This is a genomic window from Pseudomonas sp. NPDC079367, assembly GCF_044542195.1.
Taxonomy (GTDB): Bacteria; Pseudomonadota; Gammaproteobacteria; order Pseudomonadales; family Pseudomonadaceae; genus Aquipseudomonas.
Genome location: NZ_JBITTW010000001.1, coordinates 207,452 through 220,720 on the forward strand (window position 1 = coordinate 207,452; position 13,269 = coordinate 220,720).

At 54.4% G+C, this 13,269-nt stretch carries 14 protein-coding genes and 1 pseudogene; 2 read left to right on the forward strand and 13 right to left on the reverse strand.

Annotated features, from left to right (window positions below; translation table 11 throughout):
* Nucleotides 1-95: 95 nt before the first annotated feature.
* Entirely contained in the window at nucleotides 96-533 is a 438-nt protein-coding gene (locus ACIGDJ_RS00840) for a hypothetical protein (protein ID WP_023628983.1), read from the reverse strand.
* A gap of 82 nt (nucleotides 534-615) precedes the next feature.
* Here ACIGDJ_RS00840 and ACIGDJ_RS00845 point away from each other — a divergent pair, with 82 nt between their 5' ends.
* Nucleotides 616-906 (forward strand): helix-turn-helix domain-containing protein, encoded by a 291-nt coding sequence (locus ACIGDJ_RS00845; protein WP_023628984.1) that lies wholly within the window; start codon nucleotides 616-618, stop codon nucleotides 904-906.
* Between the two features lie 897 nt (nucleotides 907-1,803).
* On the opposite strand, the gene ACIGDJ_RS00850 is transcribed toward ACIGDJ_RS00845, so the two are convergent.
* From ACIGDJ_RS00850 to ACIGDJ_RS00900, 11 genes and pseudogenes are all read right to left on the reverse strand, one after another.
* On the reverse strand, nucleotides 1,804-2,121 hold the full coding sequence (locus tag ACIGDJ_RS00850) for a DUF3325 family protein (RefSeq protein WP_024075430.1): 318 nt from the start codon (nucleotides 2,119-2,121) through the stop codon (nucleotides 1,804-1,806).
* Between the two features lie 72 nt (nucleotides 2,122-2,193).
* Nucleotides 2,194-3,729 (reverse strand): IS66 family transposase, encoded by a 1,536-nt coding sequence (tnpC, locus tag ACIGDJ_RS00855; RefSeq protein WP_033902866.1) that lies wholly within the window; start codon nucleotides 3,727-3,729, stop codon nucleotides 2,194-2,196.
* A 63-nt stretch (nucleotides 3,730-3,792) separates the two neighbouring features.
* Entirely contained in the window at nucleotides 3,793-4,128 is a 336-nt protein-coding gene (gene tnpB, locus ACIGDJ_RS00860; protein WP_033902865.1) for an IS66 family insertion sequence element accessory protein TnpB, read from the reverse strand.
* Nucleotides 4,125-4,445, reverse strand: a complete 321-nt coding sequence (tnpA, locus tag ACIGDJ_RS00865) for an IS66-like element accessory protein TnpA (RefSeq protein WP_071576116.1) — start codon at nucleotides 4,443-4,445, stop codon at nucleotides 4,125-4,127. Before tnpA ends, tnpB begins: the two co-directional genes overlap by 4 nt.
* 163 nt (nucleotides 4,446-4,608) lie before the next feature.
* Nucleotides 4,609-5,439, reverse strand: a complete 831-nt coding sequence (locus ACIGDJ_RS00870; RefSeq protein WP_196448527.1) for a PepSY-associated TM helix domain-containing protein — start codon at nucleotides 5,437-5,439, stop codon at nucleotides 4,609-4,611.
* An 11-nt stretch (nucleotides 5,440-5,450) separates the two neighbouring features.
* Complete coding sequence (locus ACIGDJ_RS00875; RefSeq protein WP_196448528.1) at nucleotides 5,451-5,591, reverse strand: PepSY domain-containing protein; 141 nt, start codon at nucleotides 5,589-5,591, stop codon at nucleotides 5,451-5,453.
* Nucleotides 5,578-5,967: a PepSY-associated TM helix domain-containing protein gene (locus tag ACIGDJ_RS00880; RefSeq protein ID WP_090515957.1), complete on the reverse strand. Its 390-nt coding sequence runs from the start codon at nucleotides 5,965-5,967 to the stop codon at nucleotides 5,578-5,580. Before ACIGDJ_RS00880 ends, ACIGDJ_RS00875 begins: the two co-directional genes overlap by 14 nt.
* A 278-nt stretch (nucleotides 5,968-6,245) precedes the next feature.
* Nucleotides 6,246-6,404: a TonB-dependent receptor gene (locus ACIGDJ_RS00885; RefSeq protein WP_023628987.1), complete on the reverse strand. Its 159-nt coding sequence runs from the start codon at nucleotides 6,402-6,404 to the stop codon at nucleotides 6,246-6,248.
* Nucleotides 6,405-7,866: 1,462 nt separating this feature from the next.
* Entirely contained in the window at nucleotides 7,867-8,727 is an 861-nt protein-coding gene (locus ACIGDJ_RS00890) for a TniB family NTP-binding protein (protein ID WP_024075431.1), read from the reverse strand.
* Complete coding sequence (locus ACIGDJ_RS00895; RefSeq protein ID WP_024075432.1) at nucleotides 8,724-10,541, reverse strand: Mu transposase C-terminal domain-containing protein; 1,818 nt, start codon at nucleotides 10,539-10,541, stop codon at nucleotides 8,724-8,726. Before ACIGDJ_RS00895 ends, ACIGDJ_RS00890 begins: the two co-directional genes overlap by 4 nt.
* 242 nt (nucleotides 10,542-10,783) lie before the next feature.
* Nucleotides 10,784-11,521 (reverse strand): annotated as a pseudogene (locus ACIGDJ_RS00900) (MFS transporter); the annotation flags it as partial.
* A gap of 169 nt (nucleotides 11,522-11,690) precedes the next feature.
* Here ACIGDJ_RS00900 and ACIGDJ_RS00905 point away from each other — a divergent pair.
* A complete protein-coding gene (locus ACIGDJ_RS00905; protein ID WP_397478132.1) occupies nucleotides 11,691-12,578 on the forward strand; it encodes a LysR family transcriptional regulator in 888 nt (295 codons plus the stop codon).
* A 235-nt stretch (nucleotides 12,579-12,813) separates the two neighbouring features.
* On the opposite strand, the gene ACIGDJ_RS00910 is transcribed toward ACIGDJ_RS00905, so the two are convergent.
* The gene (locus ACIGDJ_RS00910) at nucleotides 12,814-13,203 is read right to left on the reverse strand and encodes a low affinity iron permease family protein (protein ID WP_397478133.1); all 390 of its coding nucleotides are present in this window, start codon (nucleotides 13,201-13,203) and stop codon (nucleotides 12,814-12,816) included.
* Between the last annotated feature and the right edge of the window lie 66 nt (nucleotides 13,204-13,269).

A 13,269-nucleotide genomic window follows, 5' to 3' on the forward strand; every position in this document is an offset into this window, starting at 1 on the left:
ATTGCATGTGCGCGATGCGCGCCACTGATGCCATGGCGCTGACGTGGGCGTCTTTAGCACTCCTTCAAGGCTTGCTCCAGTCAGCGACCCCTCCTTCAAACAAGACGCATCGAAGAGCAGTAAATTTGTTGCTTTGCTGCAGCCAAGGTGTGGCGGCAGTCTCTTTGAGAGTAGGTATGGCCCGAGGCCGTCTTAAAGTCGTAACCCATGACTCGCTCGTCCTGATCATAGACCCTAACGAGCTCTATGAGCATCTCCATCGTCCAATTACCGGATCCATTCAGCCGCGATGGCAACACCACCTGAACTGCCTCAATCAGTGTTCCTTCAGCGCGTTTCACTAGCATCTGCTCGAACTCATCCTCCGTTGGAATCAAGAGCATCGTCCTCCATGCGGCTGCCTTCTGGCGGCGGTTAATCATCACGTAAAACCAAGGGCGATGATCATCGAGCTCGACGAATCGCCACATCTGGGAGTCGTCTCCAAACAGCGCTGGATACATGATTTCAGCGCGCTTGTACGTAATAAACATCAGCACACCCTCTTTTAAGCTGTATATAGCATAGCTCCAGAAGCACTAAAAAGGCTTCATCGTTCCTTTTGCGAGACAGCAAATGGAACTGAATGAAGCGCTTGGTTTGGTGATCAGGAATCTACGTATTTCGAAGGATATGCCTCAGGAAGGGCTTGGGCCTAGTCAGAGCTATATCAGTGCGATCGAGCGCGGCAAATGGAAACCATCGATTGAAAAGGTTGAGCAGATTGCTGAGATCATTGGCATTCATCCCCTAACGCTTCTGTTCCTGGCTTATCAAAGGCAAACACCCGAACTAAAACCCGAAGACTTACTGAAAAAAATCCATCGAGAAATCACGAGCTTGAAGGGTTGCCTGAGACTTGAGTAGGTTCGACATGGAATCGAATCGGCAACCGATCCCAAAAAGCATTTGATCGCAACGTCGCCAGTTGCTCTGCTGCCCGGCGCGCGGGCTTTCTTGCTCGCAATCAACAGCGAGCATGAATTCAGTCGCGAATAGCCACTGCATGAATTCGAGTGATAGACCTCGCCCATCGCAACAAACATCGATGACACGTGCTTAGCGTGACGCAAGCCTTGAAGAGTCACGCCTCCACTGATCCGGCAAGGCTACTCCCCAAGGGACCTTCGGCAGGCGTTCCATGCTGTTCCGGAGGGCCTGTGCACATGCGATGTCTAACCCTTCGAGGGCGCCTGAGATAGCGACACGCCGACCATCTGCTCTTGATATGGGAAGTGTTCGGTACCGCCGTTCTGAATGGTAAGGTGTGATGTCGGCCATTTTGCCGCAGGGAACAGGGTATTGAACGGAACATTCTTTCCCGATTGCGGCGGGTGCTCCAGCAGGCAGATCTGCCCAAGGGACGCTCTGACGCCTACGAACACTTTTCACCGTAACAGTGATCCTACTGTCGGGCTAAATACCTCTAGCTTCCGCAAACGGCCAGAAGCGGACGGTACAACCCGGATTGCGACTTCAACACAGTTCCTGCCAGAATGTCGTTCGGCTCGACCTGCATCGCGTCTAGCGCCTTTAAACGTTGGGGGCGGGTGTTAGCCGGAAACGAACCGAGGTCAGCCAACTGTTGCCGACGCTAGAGCGCAAATACGTTGGTAAGAGTTCGCGTCGCTCGATCCTGCAAGCATCCCACAACGAGGTGACATGGGATGGTCGGCGTATCCAGTGTGAACAAGCTCGCCCGGTTTGAGGTGAGCAGTACGATCGGATCAACCACAATGTTGCAGATACAGAAGCCGCGCACTCTTATCGAGTGCGCAGAAATAACGGGCAAAACAGGCGCAGCAGCCCCAGCCGGTAGCTCAGCGTTATGGCCGTTGCTACGGCGGCGACCGGCAACAGGGTGAGCCAGACCAGCACCGCCATCGACGGATGGTCAGCCTTGAAGCAGCACACAGCCGATACCATCAGCGCCAGCCAGCCCAGGCTGCGTAGATAGTCCGGCGCAACCTCGTCGGCGCTGAACACCTGGCGCCAGTGCGCCGGCAGGGACAACGCCAACCAACTGGTCGCCAAGCCCATGCTGGCGGCGGCACCCAGCAACCACAGACCTGCATTACTCATAGGCCACCCCACCGATGCGAGTCCGGTCCGCGACCTCAACCGTAAGCGTCCGCCCAACTCACCTTGCGTAAGTTAGGCAGGCACCCACTGATGTGGCAGCAGCTGCCCGATCTCACTGGCCCTCTGTGTTGGCAACCGAGTCAGCACATCTTTGAGATAGGCATACGGATCATGCCCATTCATACGCGCCGACTGGATCAGGCTCATGATTGCCGCAGCCCGTTTACCACTGCGTAGCGACCCGGCAAACAGCCAGTTCGAGCGCCCGAGTGCCCAGGGCCGTATCTGGTTCTCGACTTGATTGTTGTCGATCGGCACAGCTCCATCGTCCAGGTAGCGCGTCAGCGCTACCCAGCGTTTCAGGCTGTAGTCGAGGGCTTTGGCCGTGGCTGATCCGTTGGGCACCAGGTCGCGCTGGGCCAACATCCAGTCATGCAGTTTTTTGAGGATCGGTACCGCCAGTTCCTGACGTATTCGCCACCGATCTTCATCACTCATTTCCCGCGCTTGGCGTTCGACTTCGTACAAGCCGCTGATCGAGTGCAGCGCTTGTTCGGCCAGCTGACTTTTGTTCGCCACGTGCAGATCGAAAAACTTGCGACGGGCGTGAGCCATGCAGCCGATTTCAGTGATGCCTTGCTCAAATCCGGCCTTGTAGCCAGCGAAGTCATCGCAAACCAGCTTACCGTTCCAGTCGCCCAGGAAGTTGCGTGCATGTTGTCCGGCACGGCTTGGGCTGAAGTCGTAAACCACCGCGTTGAGCGCCGAAAACGGCGTCGTGCTGTAGGCCCAGACGTAGGCCCGGTGGGTTTTCTTCTCGCCTGGCGCAAGCATTTGCACCGGTGTTTCATCGGCGTGAATCACACGCTGGTTCAACACCGCCTCACGCAGAGCATCAACTAGCGGTTGAAGTCTCACGCCAGTTTCTCCGACCCATTGCGCCAAGGTCGAGCGCGCAATTGCCAGTCCGGCGCGACCAAAGATTTTCTCCTGCCGGTACAGCGGCAAGTGATCGGCAAACTTGGCCACCATCACGTGGGCCAGTAGGCCTGCGGTCGGTATACCTTTGTCGATAACCTGCGCCGGCACCGGCGCCTGGATCAGGGTTTCGCACTGGCGACAGGCCCATTTGCCCCGCACATGTTGCTCGACGGTAAACACGCCCGGCGTGTAATCCAGCTTCTCGCTGACGTCTTCGCCGATGCGTTGAAGTTGACAGCCACAGGCGCACTGGGTGTTTTCGGGTTCGTGACGAATCACCGTGCGTGGAAACTGTGGCGGCAATGGCGCACGTTTCGGCGATTGCCGTGGTTCGACCTGTGGCGCAGCGGGAAGAAGCTGTTTCAGCTCGGCCTCGATAGCCTCAAGGTCGGTGTCGAGCAGGTCATCCAGCAAGCTGCTTTGCGCCGGGCTGATTTGTTCGCTGCGCTTGGCGAACTTGTGCCGTTTGAGCAGGGCGATTTCGAACATGAACTGTTCGATGAGGATTTCATCGTTCTGAATCTTCCTGCTCATCGCCTCGACCTGGGACTGCAACTGCAACGCCTGTGCCGCCAAGGCACGAAGCTGTTCCGGGGTCATCTGGTCGAGGCTGGGCGAGAAAGTCATGCCGCCAATTGTGCCAGAGCAGGCACGGGGCGACGACAAGCAGACCGGCCAAATGGCCGGCGTTTACAGCACGCTAATCACACCGCCTGCACCGACGCGCTGCCACGGCAGGCCCAGCACCAATGCCTGGAGTTGTTCGCTGTCGAGTTCGACCTCGCCGCCGTGGCGAATGCCGGGCCAATGGAACTTGCCTTGGTTCAGTCGTCTCGCTGCGAGCCAGACGCCGACGCCATCGTGCACCAGCACTTTCATTCGATTAGCCCGGCGATTGGCGAACAGATAAGCGCAGTGCGGCTTCGCCGCACCGAACACCGCAATCACCCGGGCTAATGCCGTCTCGGTGCCAGCGCGCATGTCCATCGGCTCGGTGGCCAGCCAGATGGCATCGATGCGGATCATTGAGCGACAGCCCGAATAAATTGCGCACAACCCTCGGGATCCGAGGCTGGCCATTTCACCGTAATCACTTGCCCGGCCACGGGCAACTCGATGATCACTGACGTTTCGACTGACCGTTTAGGTGGGGCTTTTAGCGGGACGAAAGCCGGTAGTGAAGCCGCTGCGGGCTGATCTCGATAGAGCGGCAGCCATTTGCGGATGACGTTGGCATTGATGCCGTGGCTGATGGCGACACTGGACACGGTTGCGCCAGGTTGCAGGCATTCCTGAACGACCTGGGCTTTGAATGGTTTGGGATAAGAGCTTCGTTGGCGCATGGAAATCCTGGCGATAAGGGTGATCGCGTCCGCTTAAAAATACGCGGACACCATCGCCCTTAATGCTGGAGTTCGGAAGGTGAGTTCGCCGGACGCTTACCCTCAACCGGCCTTGCCAGACGACGCGCGGTGAGTAGCGCTATCAGCGCGCAGGCCAACAGGCTCAGATCGACGCCGGCCACGGCCCAGTAGGGTTCAAGCAGCATCCTTTTGACCAGGTGGTCCCCCGTGGTGATCCAGTTGAGCAGCACCGCAGCGACGCAGAGCAGCGCCAGGCCGGATTGTGCCGCGCCTGGGCCACTGGTGCACTACGCAACAGCGCATGCAGCAAACTCAGCAGCCAGGCACCCCAGAACACCCACTTTTCCCATTCGCCACGGCCAGGCATGGGCTCAGGCAGCAGCCGGTTGGCCGCCAGCATGGCGACCGCTGCCAGCAGCATGCCGGTAACCGTGGTGACTGCCATGGCGTCAACCAACCGACAGCCCTGCAGCCCGAGTCGGGCGTGCTCCTGCTTGCGTATCTCGACGAAGAACACAAAACCGCTGGCGATGCACACACAGCCGAGCAGACCGCCCGCCACGTACAGCCAGCGCAGCGCCCAGTGTTCGAAGTGCTGCAGGTGCAAGCCGGTGAGAAATTGATTGACGGAACCAACCGGGTCACTCGGCGGGTCGTTGCGCAGTAGCTCGCCGGTACTGGCCTTGAAGTGAATGCCCTCCCCGACCAGCGCCACACGATCACTGCCGGCGCGGTAGATGCTGACGTAGCCGTTGGCGTCATTTAGATGCTCGATAGTCAGCAGCCCGACCTCTCCCGGCATATCGCGCGTAGCCCAGATGCGCTTGGCCTCGGCCACCATGGCATTGGCGGAGGCCATCTTCGCGGGCACACCGGCCTCATCATGGGGCAAGCCGGTATGCGCCGCCTCGATCACCTCATGCCGATTATGCAGCGGTTTGAGCAAGGTCCCGGAGACCGGGAAGTAGTACATCGACGCGAAGATCACCAACCGGTGAAGGCAAAAAAGAAGTGGAACGGCAACGCCACCACGCCAGTCATGTTATGCAGGTCCAGCGCGCTGCGCTGGGTCCGCTTGCGCGGACGGAAGGTGAAAAACTCCTTGAAGATCTTACGATTGATCATCCGCTGGGTCCTTTGGCTGGTTGGGGATACCAAACTCGCCACCAATGCTCAGCACGGGATCTCGGTGGGTGGTGTAGGCATAGAGCGAGACCATGGGCATGGTTTCCGGCGCCGGCAGGTCGCCGATTACCCGCCCTTTGGTTGCCGCCATATCCACCGGATGCGGTTTGAGATCGGCAAATACCTGTTTCAGCAGGTTGTTGTAGGACGGCATAGGCTGCGGCTCGAAGCGCGTATCGGGGATCGCCCAACGATCGATCTCGCGGTCGAACACCGACAGTGCACCGAAAAAGAAGACGACCATCAGCACGAAGCCCAGCACCAAACCGAACCAGGTGTGTACCCAGGCCATGGATTGGCGAAAGTTGTTCAGCATGGCTCTGCTCCTATCCGATGATCATGCGCTGCAGCTGCCAGGCAACAGCCAGCATCAAGACGCTGCCGAGCGCCAGTACCATCGAGACCCGCCACAGACTGGCTGCGGAAACAGCGCGAGATACAGGACGAAGGCCAGCATCATCATCGCCTGCTCGGCGGCATGGTAATCGACCCCAACCCCATTCAGCGCCGCCACGCCCTAGACGAATGCATAGCAGCCGAAGATCGCGGCCAGAACACGAGATACCACCACAACAGGAGCCATTACTGACAGGCTCACCAGCTGTAGCTCAGCTTGGCGGTGAGTTCTCGGCCCGGATTGTAGTAATCCGCAGTTCCGGAGCCCACGACATGCTGCTCATCCAAAAGATTACTGACATTGACCGCCAGATCCGTGTCCTTGGCAATCTGGTAATTGAAGGCTGCATCAAACAAGGTCGTCGCCTCGCTCTCGCCGGTGTCATTGAAATACCTTGAACTGAACCGTCAGCCCAAGCGAAAGAGCAGGATTGCGCTGTTCTGGAAATCCAGCCAAGCTCTTCTGAGGAAACGAATAGCTGCGGAGTCGTGGGTATGCCGTTCTCTCCAAAGCAGCCATCGCTTAGCACCCAAGCATGCAAAAAGATCAGCATAGACGCTCGCAGGTATGACGCAGGAGGGGCAAGGCGCAAATATATAAACTGCTTTATATCAATAATATACAGGTCTTATGTCCTGATTTTCCTTAATCTCGGCATAATCCTTACATTAACTAGCAGGAAATTAAATGTTAAAAGCCCTGCGTGCATCTAGCATGTGGAGTTTTTCTCCTTGCAGCCAGCCGGCAACGATAGGCATGCGCATTTAATAGCTCATTGTGAGTATCCGAATAGACGCTTGCCAAGGACACCATCTTGAACATACGAATGTTCTTGAAGTTGAAGATGGCGATCTAGCAACGGAAAATCTTTCCTAGGGAAACCCCCTAAAAAACGGTACAAGGTTTCATAGCCTGCCCTGTTGATATATGGAAAAATCGCTGCCTTATGCAGGTCTCTTGGGATCAGCATCCCGCCCCTTCTTTTCTCACACAGTTTAGTAAATATCAAAAACCTTGAGTAGGGGATAATCTCCAGTAGTGATGCGGTTAAGACCAAACTACCAAATCTACTTGATGGATCGGCCGTGGACGCCCCCAATAATATACTCTGCTCAAAAGAGCTTGCGTCGGGTGCTCGTGCATCTTTCCTCGTTTGCAAGTGGATTCTAGCGATTCCGCCTCTACTACCACGAAAGGGACATTGAAGGAAAATATTGAATAGCCTATAAAATAAATCGTGCAATGTAGGTTGTTGATTGTCTCTACTGATCAGAGCATGCTCAATCTTTGTGAAGGTACTTGAGCAAAAACGAAAGAATAGAGTTTCCTCTATGGAGGCATTGTTTGATATCGAATTGCAGCTTTGGACAAACGCATCCCATGCCCTTGAGTAACGCGGTGTATCAACTAGTCTCACCAACTCTCGATCATGGGCAGCGCAGACACAAGAATAAATGTAACACCAGTCCTTCCGCCATATAGGCAAACGACCATTCGCCACATCATCGCGTAAGCAATCAGGGCAAAAAAAACGGCGATACCTCCATTCGACTAATTTATCGCCTCGAAGGCAAAAAAAATTTCGTAATAGTTCAGGGGTAATGTCCCCGGCTACACAACTTAATCGCTGGCTGGCGGATAAGAATTCTGAGTCTGGGTCCGAATATTTGATCTCCACACCCTCCCACCAATACGCTGGGCGTTCTGTTGATGATAATCGAGGGAAGCCAGCGGCGTTTGGATTAATGCTGCATCGAAACAACCAAGATGAAAGTGTTTCTTCAGAACTTGGTGTTGGCAAGCCAGAGAAACTCACTACTAATAGCCCCAAGGATTCTTGTTTGCTCGCCGCAGCATATCAACATCCACCTTCTCCCCCCCCATTTTTATGGCATAACAGGCAGCCGCCCTTATCAATTCGAGTGTTTTGTCCATGCGCCCATTCGACATAGATAAAATAGTGCCTACCATCTCCTCAGAGTACAAATGTGATGGCTGTTTTAGCGGTAGGGACTCCTCTACCTCCAAGAGGAATGACCTGAACTCCTCACTCTCTATCCAGTCATCAAGAGCAACTTCGTGAAAACGTCTCTTAAATTCATAATTGGATTTAAGTGCGTTGCGCGCACTAGCAGTGCCAAAGCAAAATAGTTTCAATCCATATTCAGGGCCGAGCAGCTTTTTAAGAATAGACATGTTAAAACGCTGCTCTTGCTTCGAGCGTAGCAGTGCATCATGAAACTCGTCGATCACCAGCCCCCAAATTTGCCTCAGCCTAATAACCTCTCTAATCTCGCTTGGCAGGTCAGAGCTACTTCGGCGACTTGAGCCAGAGCCAACTGGTATTCCGAGCGCTAAAGCTATCTCATCTTTAAGGCTTTTTTTGGTATCTATTTCTGGGGATGCAGCCAAGGAGACAAAAATCAACCCTGCACTCCTTTTTACATGGTTTGGAATCTTAGATATTATAGCCGTCTTTCCAGAGCCACCTGGGCCAACCACAAGCAAAGCAGGCGCACTCATACGATCTGGTACATCCGCGATATTATTCATCATGCGAAAAACAGCTGCACTAGAGTTATTGTTCACCCATATTTCTTGATGAATTAAGGCTATTCGCGTATCAATATTAGAAGACAAATATTTTCTGATGTCCGACCGGACGTGCTCATCACTCATGACTCATCCCCAGGTCGAAATTTTTTTGGAGAGGCTGAATAATTTGGCTTGATATGTTCCCTGTCAGCGTTAAAGCTACTACTTCTAGGATTTGGATTTGCCTCAGTATAGACTTTTTCAGCGGCCTCTCGGCGTCTTTCCTTCTGCGTTAACTTTTTACTTTCCTCTTCAATTTTTTGCTTCCCTCTGTAGGCTTTTAACCCGCCATCACTATCTATGGCTCCGATGCGGACTGGGTGACGATAGAGCTTGCCGGCACGATATTCCTCATAGGTAGGAGCCTCAACGGTTACGTCAGACAGGTGTATTGGGCAAAATTGGCCATCCAATTTCACCCATACAACATTCATATCGTACGGGTCATATTTGACTATGACATTTCTAGTCCCCACATGAGACCCCAATATAGGATCCCAATAAACTTGGCCATGCAAATTAATGCCACCAGGATTAATTTTTCGGTCTTCTTGAGGCATGAACCAAATCTTTAATTGCTCGGAATTCAAGCCTGCCGGGGGGTAAGGAAGCCCTCCGTTGGGCGCGAAATAGTTTGTCCACGCTTGTCGCGGGCTACACTTTAATGCGCTATGAACTGTTGAGTGATAGACAACTACTTCGCGAGAGAACCAGCGAAAAAAATCAGAGAAGGTCATGGTTGCATTTCTTTCGCTGTTAAGTCCTCTGCGCGCAACAGAATTTGACATTGTAGTCCCCGGCAAGAAATGCACCTTAGTAGTCATGAACGTGCCTATCAGCCGTTCAACATGACCGCCAAAATGTTTTCTTCCTACAGGTCGGTATTCGGGGGAAATCCCAAAAGATTCACACCCTACTTTAAATTTTGGGCTGGTGAACTCTGCGGCATTGTCCATATGAAGGACTTCAGGCTTTCCATAGTAGGGGTAGTCTTCTGGATCCAAGCCAACACTTGCCGAAAAGTTTACTTTAGGAAGGACAGAATGACTAAGAGCGCAAGCCACTGAAACAGTAGACGGGACGTAAAGGCTAAGATAGTAACCAAGAATAACCCTGGTATAGACATCAATTACAATTGTCAGCCACGGGCGTCCAATAATATTTATGCGATCATCAGCCAACAGAATTATATCGACGAGGGTGTGATCCATCTGTACCCATTGCAGCGGCCTTTCAAGATTTTTTTTACCCGGGCGAGCTGAAAATTCTTGCGTCGCGGCATCAGGACCTTCTTTAATTCTCATTCTTGTTTTTTCTGAGAGGATTAAGCGTACACGCCTCAATACCGTATCTTTGGAAGGGCATGAAAAACCTTGCTCCTTACATGCAACATCCACCTCGCTCCACACTTTGCTGTAGCTGGCTCCTTTCGACTTGAATTTTTTAGCAGCCTTGAAAATTATGACCTCAACCGACTCATCCAGTCTCGTAACGCCTTTCTTGACACCCCGTGTCTGCGCAATTAAAGATAGTGGGCCTACGTCAGCGTCAAAAATTTTAGCCAAACGATAGAAGTAACTCTTTGATACACCCAGTAAAGAACAGTACTTAGTGACTACCCCTCCCTCAACCTTCCACTTTCTGATAATTTCAAAACGCTCAGCTGCCAATGAAAGTTGATCAACGGTGTAATCATTGACATTCAAACCCTCCCCATGATCACTACCATTAATTGCCGTAACACTAGGGATTCGCTGAATGTCGCGCGCCGACACCAGTATTACTTCACCAGAGTCGACAATTGTTACCCTTATCGTTTTGTCACTAAATACCTGTTTGACTTTCGCAACTTTTCCCTTGGCGACAATGAGTTCCCCAGGGGTTAGCTGATTTGCCATGGATGTACTCTCCACAACGCTAATCTAGGCGAAGTCTGCCGAGCGGCGACTTACATCAGTCTCTATCAACGATCGAAATTGGCTGCCGAACACGATACGACGTCACGTTCAAAAAATAGACTATTGCTAGCTTTTCTGCCGCGTCAGTCTATTTTTTAAAAGTTAATCAAGGTATGTGATTGATTATTAGAGATAAATGATATTCTTTTTTTTGATCGGGCATCACAATAAACCTTGGCGATGAATAGCACCACTGAGGCCAATAACGTGCCGAGCACCGAAGCGCTGCGCCAGCCTTCTTCCGGCGCTAGCAGGATGCCGTAGGTGAACAAGCTCAGCGCGGCGGTGAAGCTGAGGGCGCCGGGCCAGTCCAGGCCGGTAGAGTCTGGGTCGCGCGACTCTGTGGCGCTGACCCACACCAGCAGGAAACCGGCCACGCCGATCAGCGCCGTCGCCAGGAACACCCAGCGCCAGCCCGCCACCTCCACCAGCAAGCCTGCCGCCAGCGGGCCGAAGGCCAGGCCGATGCCAAACGTGGTGCCGAGCAGGCTGAACACGCGTGTACGGATCGGGCCGTGGAAGGTCTGTGCCAGCGAGGACATGGCGCCCGCGAAGGCGGCTGCGCCGCCCAGCCCTTGCGCCAGGCGCAGCCCGTCGATCCAGCCGACCGTCGGCGCCAGCGGGATCGAGAACGTTATCAGCACGAATAGCGCCAGGCCGACCAGCCACACGCGCTTGCGGCCATAGGTGTCGGTCAGGCTGCCGGCCGCCATCATGGCGCTACCGTAGGTCAGGATGTAGCCGTTGACCACCCAGTTCAGTTGCACCGCCGTCCCGCCCAGTTCCTGACTGATTGACGGCAGCACGACGGCCGGCCCGGTGAAGCACAGCGGGATCAGAATGCCGGTAAGGCAGGCGGCAAGCAGTTGCAGCCAGTCGCGTCCGGTGGTACCGCTTGTGGCGGTCAGGGATTGTGTCATGGGAAACATCCGCAAAGAGTCATTAGAGGGTCAGGCAGGCGTCACATATCTCGAAAGCCAGGACAGCCGCATCCAACCTGTGCAGCCGTGAGAGTAAGTGCGGGCTCGATTAAGAAAAATGGGCTAAGGTTCCGAACATATCGGACAAATTTTCCTAGAACGGTGAAGAATGGATTCGCTCAATGGCATCGCGTTCTTCGTGCAGGCGGCGCAAGCCCGTAGCTTTTCGGAAGCTGGGCGCGTGCTCGGCGTCTCGTCTTCCGCCGTGGGAAAGAGCGTGGCCCGGCTGGAGGAGCGACTGGGCGTACGCCTGCTGCACCGCAGCACGCGCAGTATCACGCTGACCGCCGAGGGCACGCTGTTCCTGGAGCGTTGCAGACGCATCCTCTGCGAGGTCGAGGCGGCGCAATTGGAACTGTCGCAAACCCGGCAAGCGCCCCAAGGCAAGCTGCGCCTGAGCATGCCGTTGGTAGGCAGCTTGGTCATGCCGGCGCTGACGGCCTTCATGCACCGCTACCCCGCCATCGAACTGGACGTGGATTTCTCGGATCGGATGGTCGACGTAATCGAGGACGGGTTCGATGCGGTCATTCGCACCGGAGACCCGACTGATTCCCGGCTGATGTCCCGCGCACTGGGCACTTTCAAGCTGCTGCTAGTTGCCTCGCCCCGGTACTTCACCGCGCGCGGCACTCCGCGCGAGCCCGCCGACCTGACGGGCCACGCCTGCCTGCAACATAAGTTCCCGAGTATCGGAAAGCTCGAGTCGTGGCCCTTGCGCAGGCAGGAGGGCGAGGCAGAACCCGTCCTCTTGGCCTCGATGGTATGCAACACCACCGAGGCCCTGTTTCACGTCGCCCGTGATGGCCTTGGAATCGCCTGCCTGCCGGACTTCATGGTGCGTGATGCCATTGCGGCCGGCGAACTGGTGACGGTGCTGGACGACTTCAACCAGCATCAGGGCACCTTCCGCATGCTTTGGCCATCGAGCAAGCACCGGTCGCCGAAGCTGCGCGCATTCATCGATTTCATGGGCGCGGAGCTTTTCAAAACCTGATCCGGACTGGCCCACAGTGGCAACAGTTGTCCAACGGCACTCGCGCGCTGAGTTGGCAGGCGCGTGAGTACATCCTGAAAATACCCGATCCCTTGAGTTTTGACGCCGAGTGTTATACCGCTGAACTACCCCGGAACAGAGCGCGCATTTTCCAGCCGTGCTGAACGATTGAAGACCGCAAACATTGCCGCTTGTGAATCGTCACGATGGCGAAAAAAAACTCGCAGCCAGTATTCTAACGACCCGGATCGTCATGGGCAGGCGCTACATCGACCTGACTCGACTCGCCTAACGCGCGATATCGATCACGGAGCCTTCTGAGTTCGCGCGCCTCCATCTTCTCCAGGCCCAACGTGGCATTCTGAGCTTCATTCGTGGCTCGTATCAGCTCATCGATCTTCAGATGCAAAATATCGTTGTCGCGGTTCTGGGTGTTTTGAATGAGGAACACCATCAGAAAAGTGATGATCGTGGTCGAGGTGTTGATGATGAGTTGCCAAGTGTCGTTGTAATGAAAATACGGCCCTGTTCCAGCCCAGGCGATGATCAAAAGGATCGCAGTCAAAAAGGTCTTCGGGCTACCTGCCCACGTGGAAAGTGCCTGGCAAAAGCGTGCAAATCTCATCTTGATACCTCTGAATAAACCTGATTACTTGACCTCGCTCAACAGTGAAATACTTTGTCATATTTG

Bases quoted from the DNA above. Each gene is read 5' to 3' on its own strand.
- ACIGDJ_RS00840 (WP_023628983.1), bottom strand. From the start codon at position 533: ATGTTTATTACGTACAAGCGCGCTGAAATCATGTATCCAGCGCTGTTT.
- ACIGDJ_RS00845 (WP_023628984.1), top strand. From the start codon at position 616: ATGGAACTGAATGAAGCGCTTGGTTTGGTGATCAGGAATCTACGTATT.
- ACIGDJ_RS00850 (WP_024075430.1), bottom strand. From the start codon at position 2,121: ATGAGTAATGCAGGTCTGTGGTTGCTGGGTGCCGCCGCCAGCATGGGC.
- tnpC (WP_033902866.1), bottom strand. From the start codon at position 3,729: ATGACTTTCTCGCCCAGCCTCGACCAGATGACCCCGGAACAGCTTCGT.
- tnpB (WP_033902865.1), bottom strand. From the start codon at position 4,128: ATGATCCGCATCGATGCCATCTGGCTGGCCACCGAGCCGATGGACATG.
- tnpA (WP_071576116.1), bottom strand. From the start codon at position 4,445: ATGCGCCAACGAAGCTCTTATCCCAAACCATTCAAAGCCCAGGTCGTT.
- ACIGDJ_RS00870 (WP_196448527.1), bottom strand. From the start codon at position 5,439: ATGTACTACTTCCCGGTCTCCGGGACCTTGCTCAAACCGCTGCATAAT.
- ACIGDJ_RS00875 (WP_196448528.1), bottom strand. From the start codon at position 5,591: ATGATCAATCGTAAGATCTTCAAGGAGTTTTTCACCTTCCGTCCGCGC.
- ACIGDJ_RS00880 (WP_090515957.1), bottom strand. From the start codon at position 5,967: ATGCTGAACAACTTTCGCCAATCCATGGCCTGGGTACACACCTGGTTC.
- ACIGDJ_RS00890 (WP_024075431.1), bottom strand. From the start codon at position 8,727: ATGAGTGATGAGCACGTCCGGTCGGACATCAGAAAATATTTGTCTTCT.
- ACIGDJ_RS00895 (WP_024075432.1), bottom strand. From the start codon at position 10,541: ATGGCAAATCAGCTAACCCCTGGGGAACTCATTGTCGCCAAGGGAAAA.
- ACIGDJ_RS00905 (WP_397478132.1), top strand. From the start codon at position 11,691: ATGGATTCGCTCAATGGCATCGCGTTCTTCGTGCAGGCGGCGCAAGCC.
- ACIGDJ_RS00910 (WP_397478133.1), bottom strand. From the start codon at position 13,203: ATGAGATTTGCACGCTTTTGCCAGGCACTTTCCACGTGGGCAGGTAGC.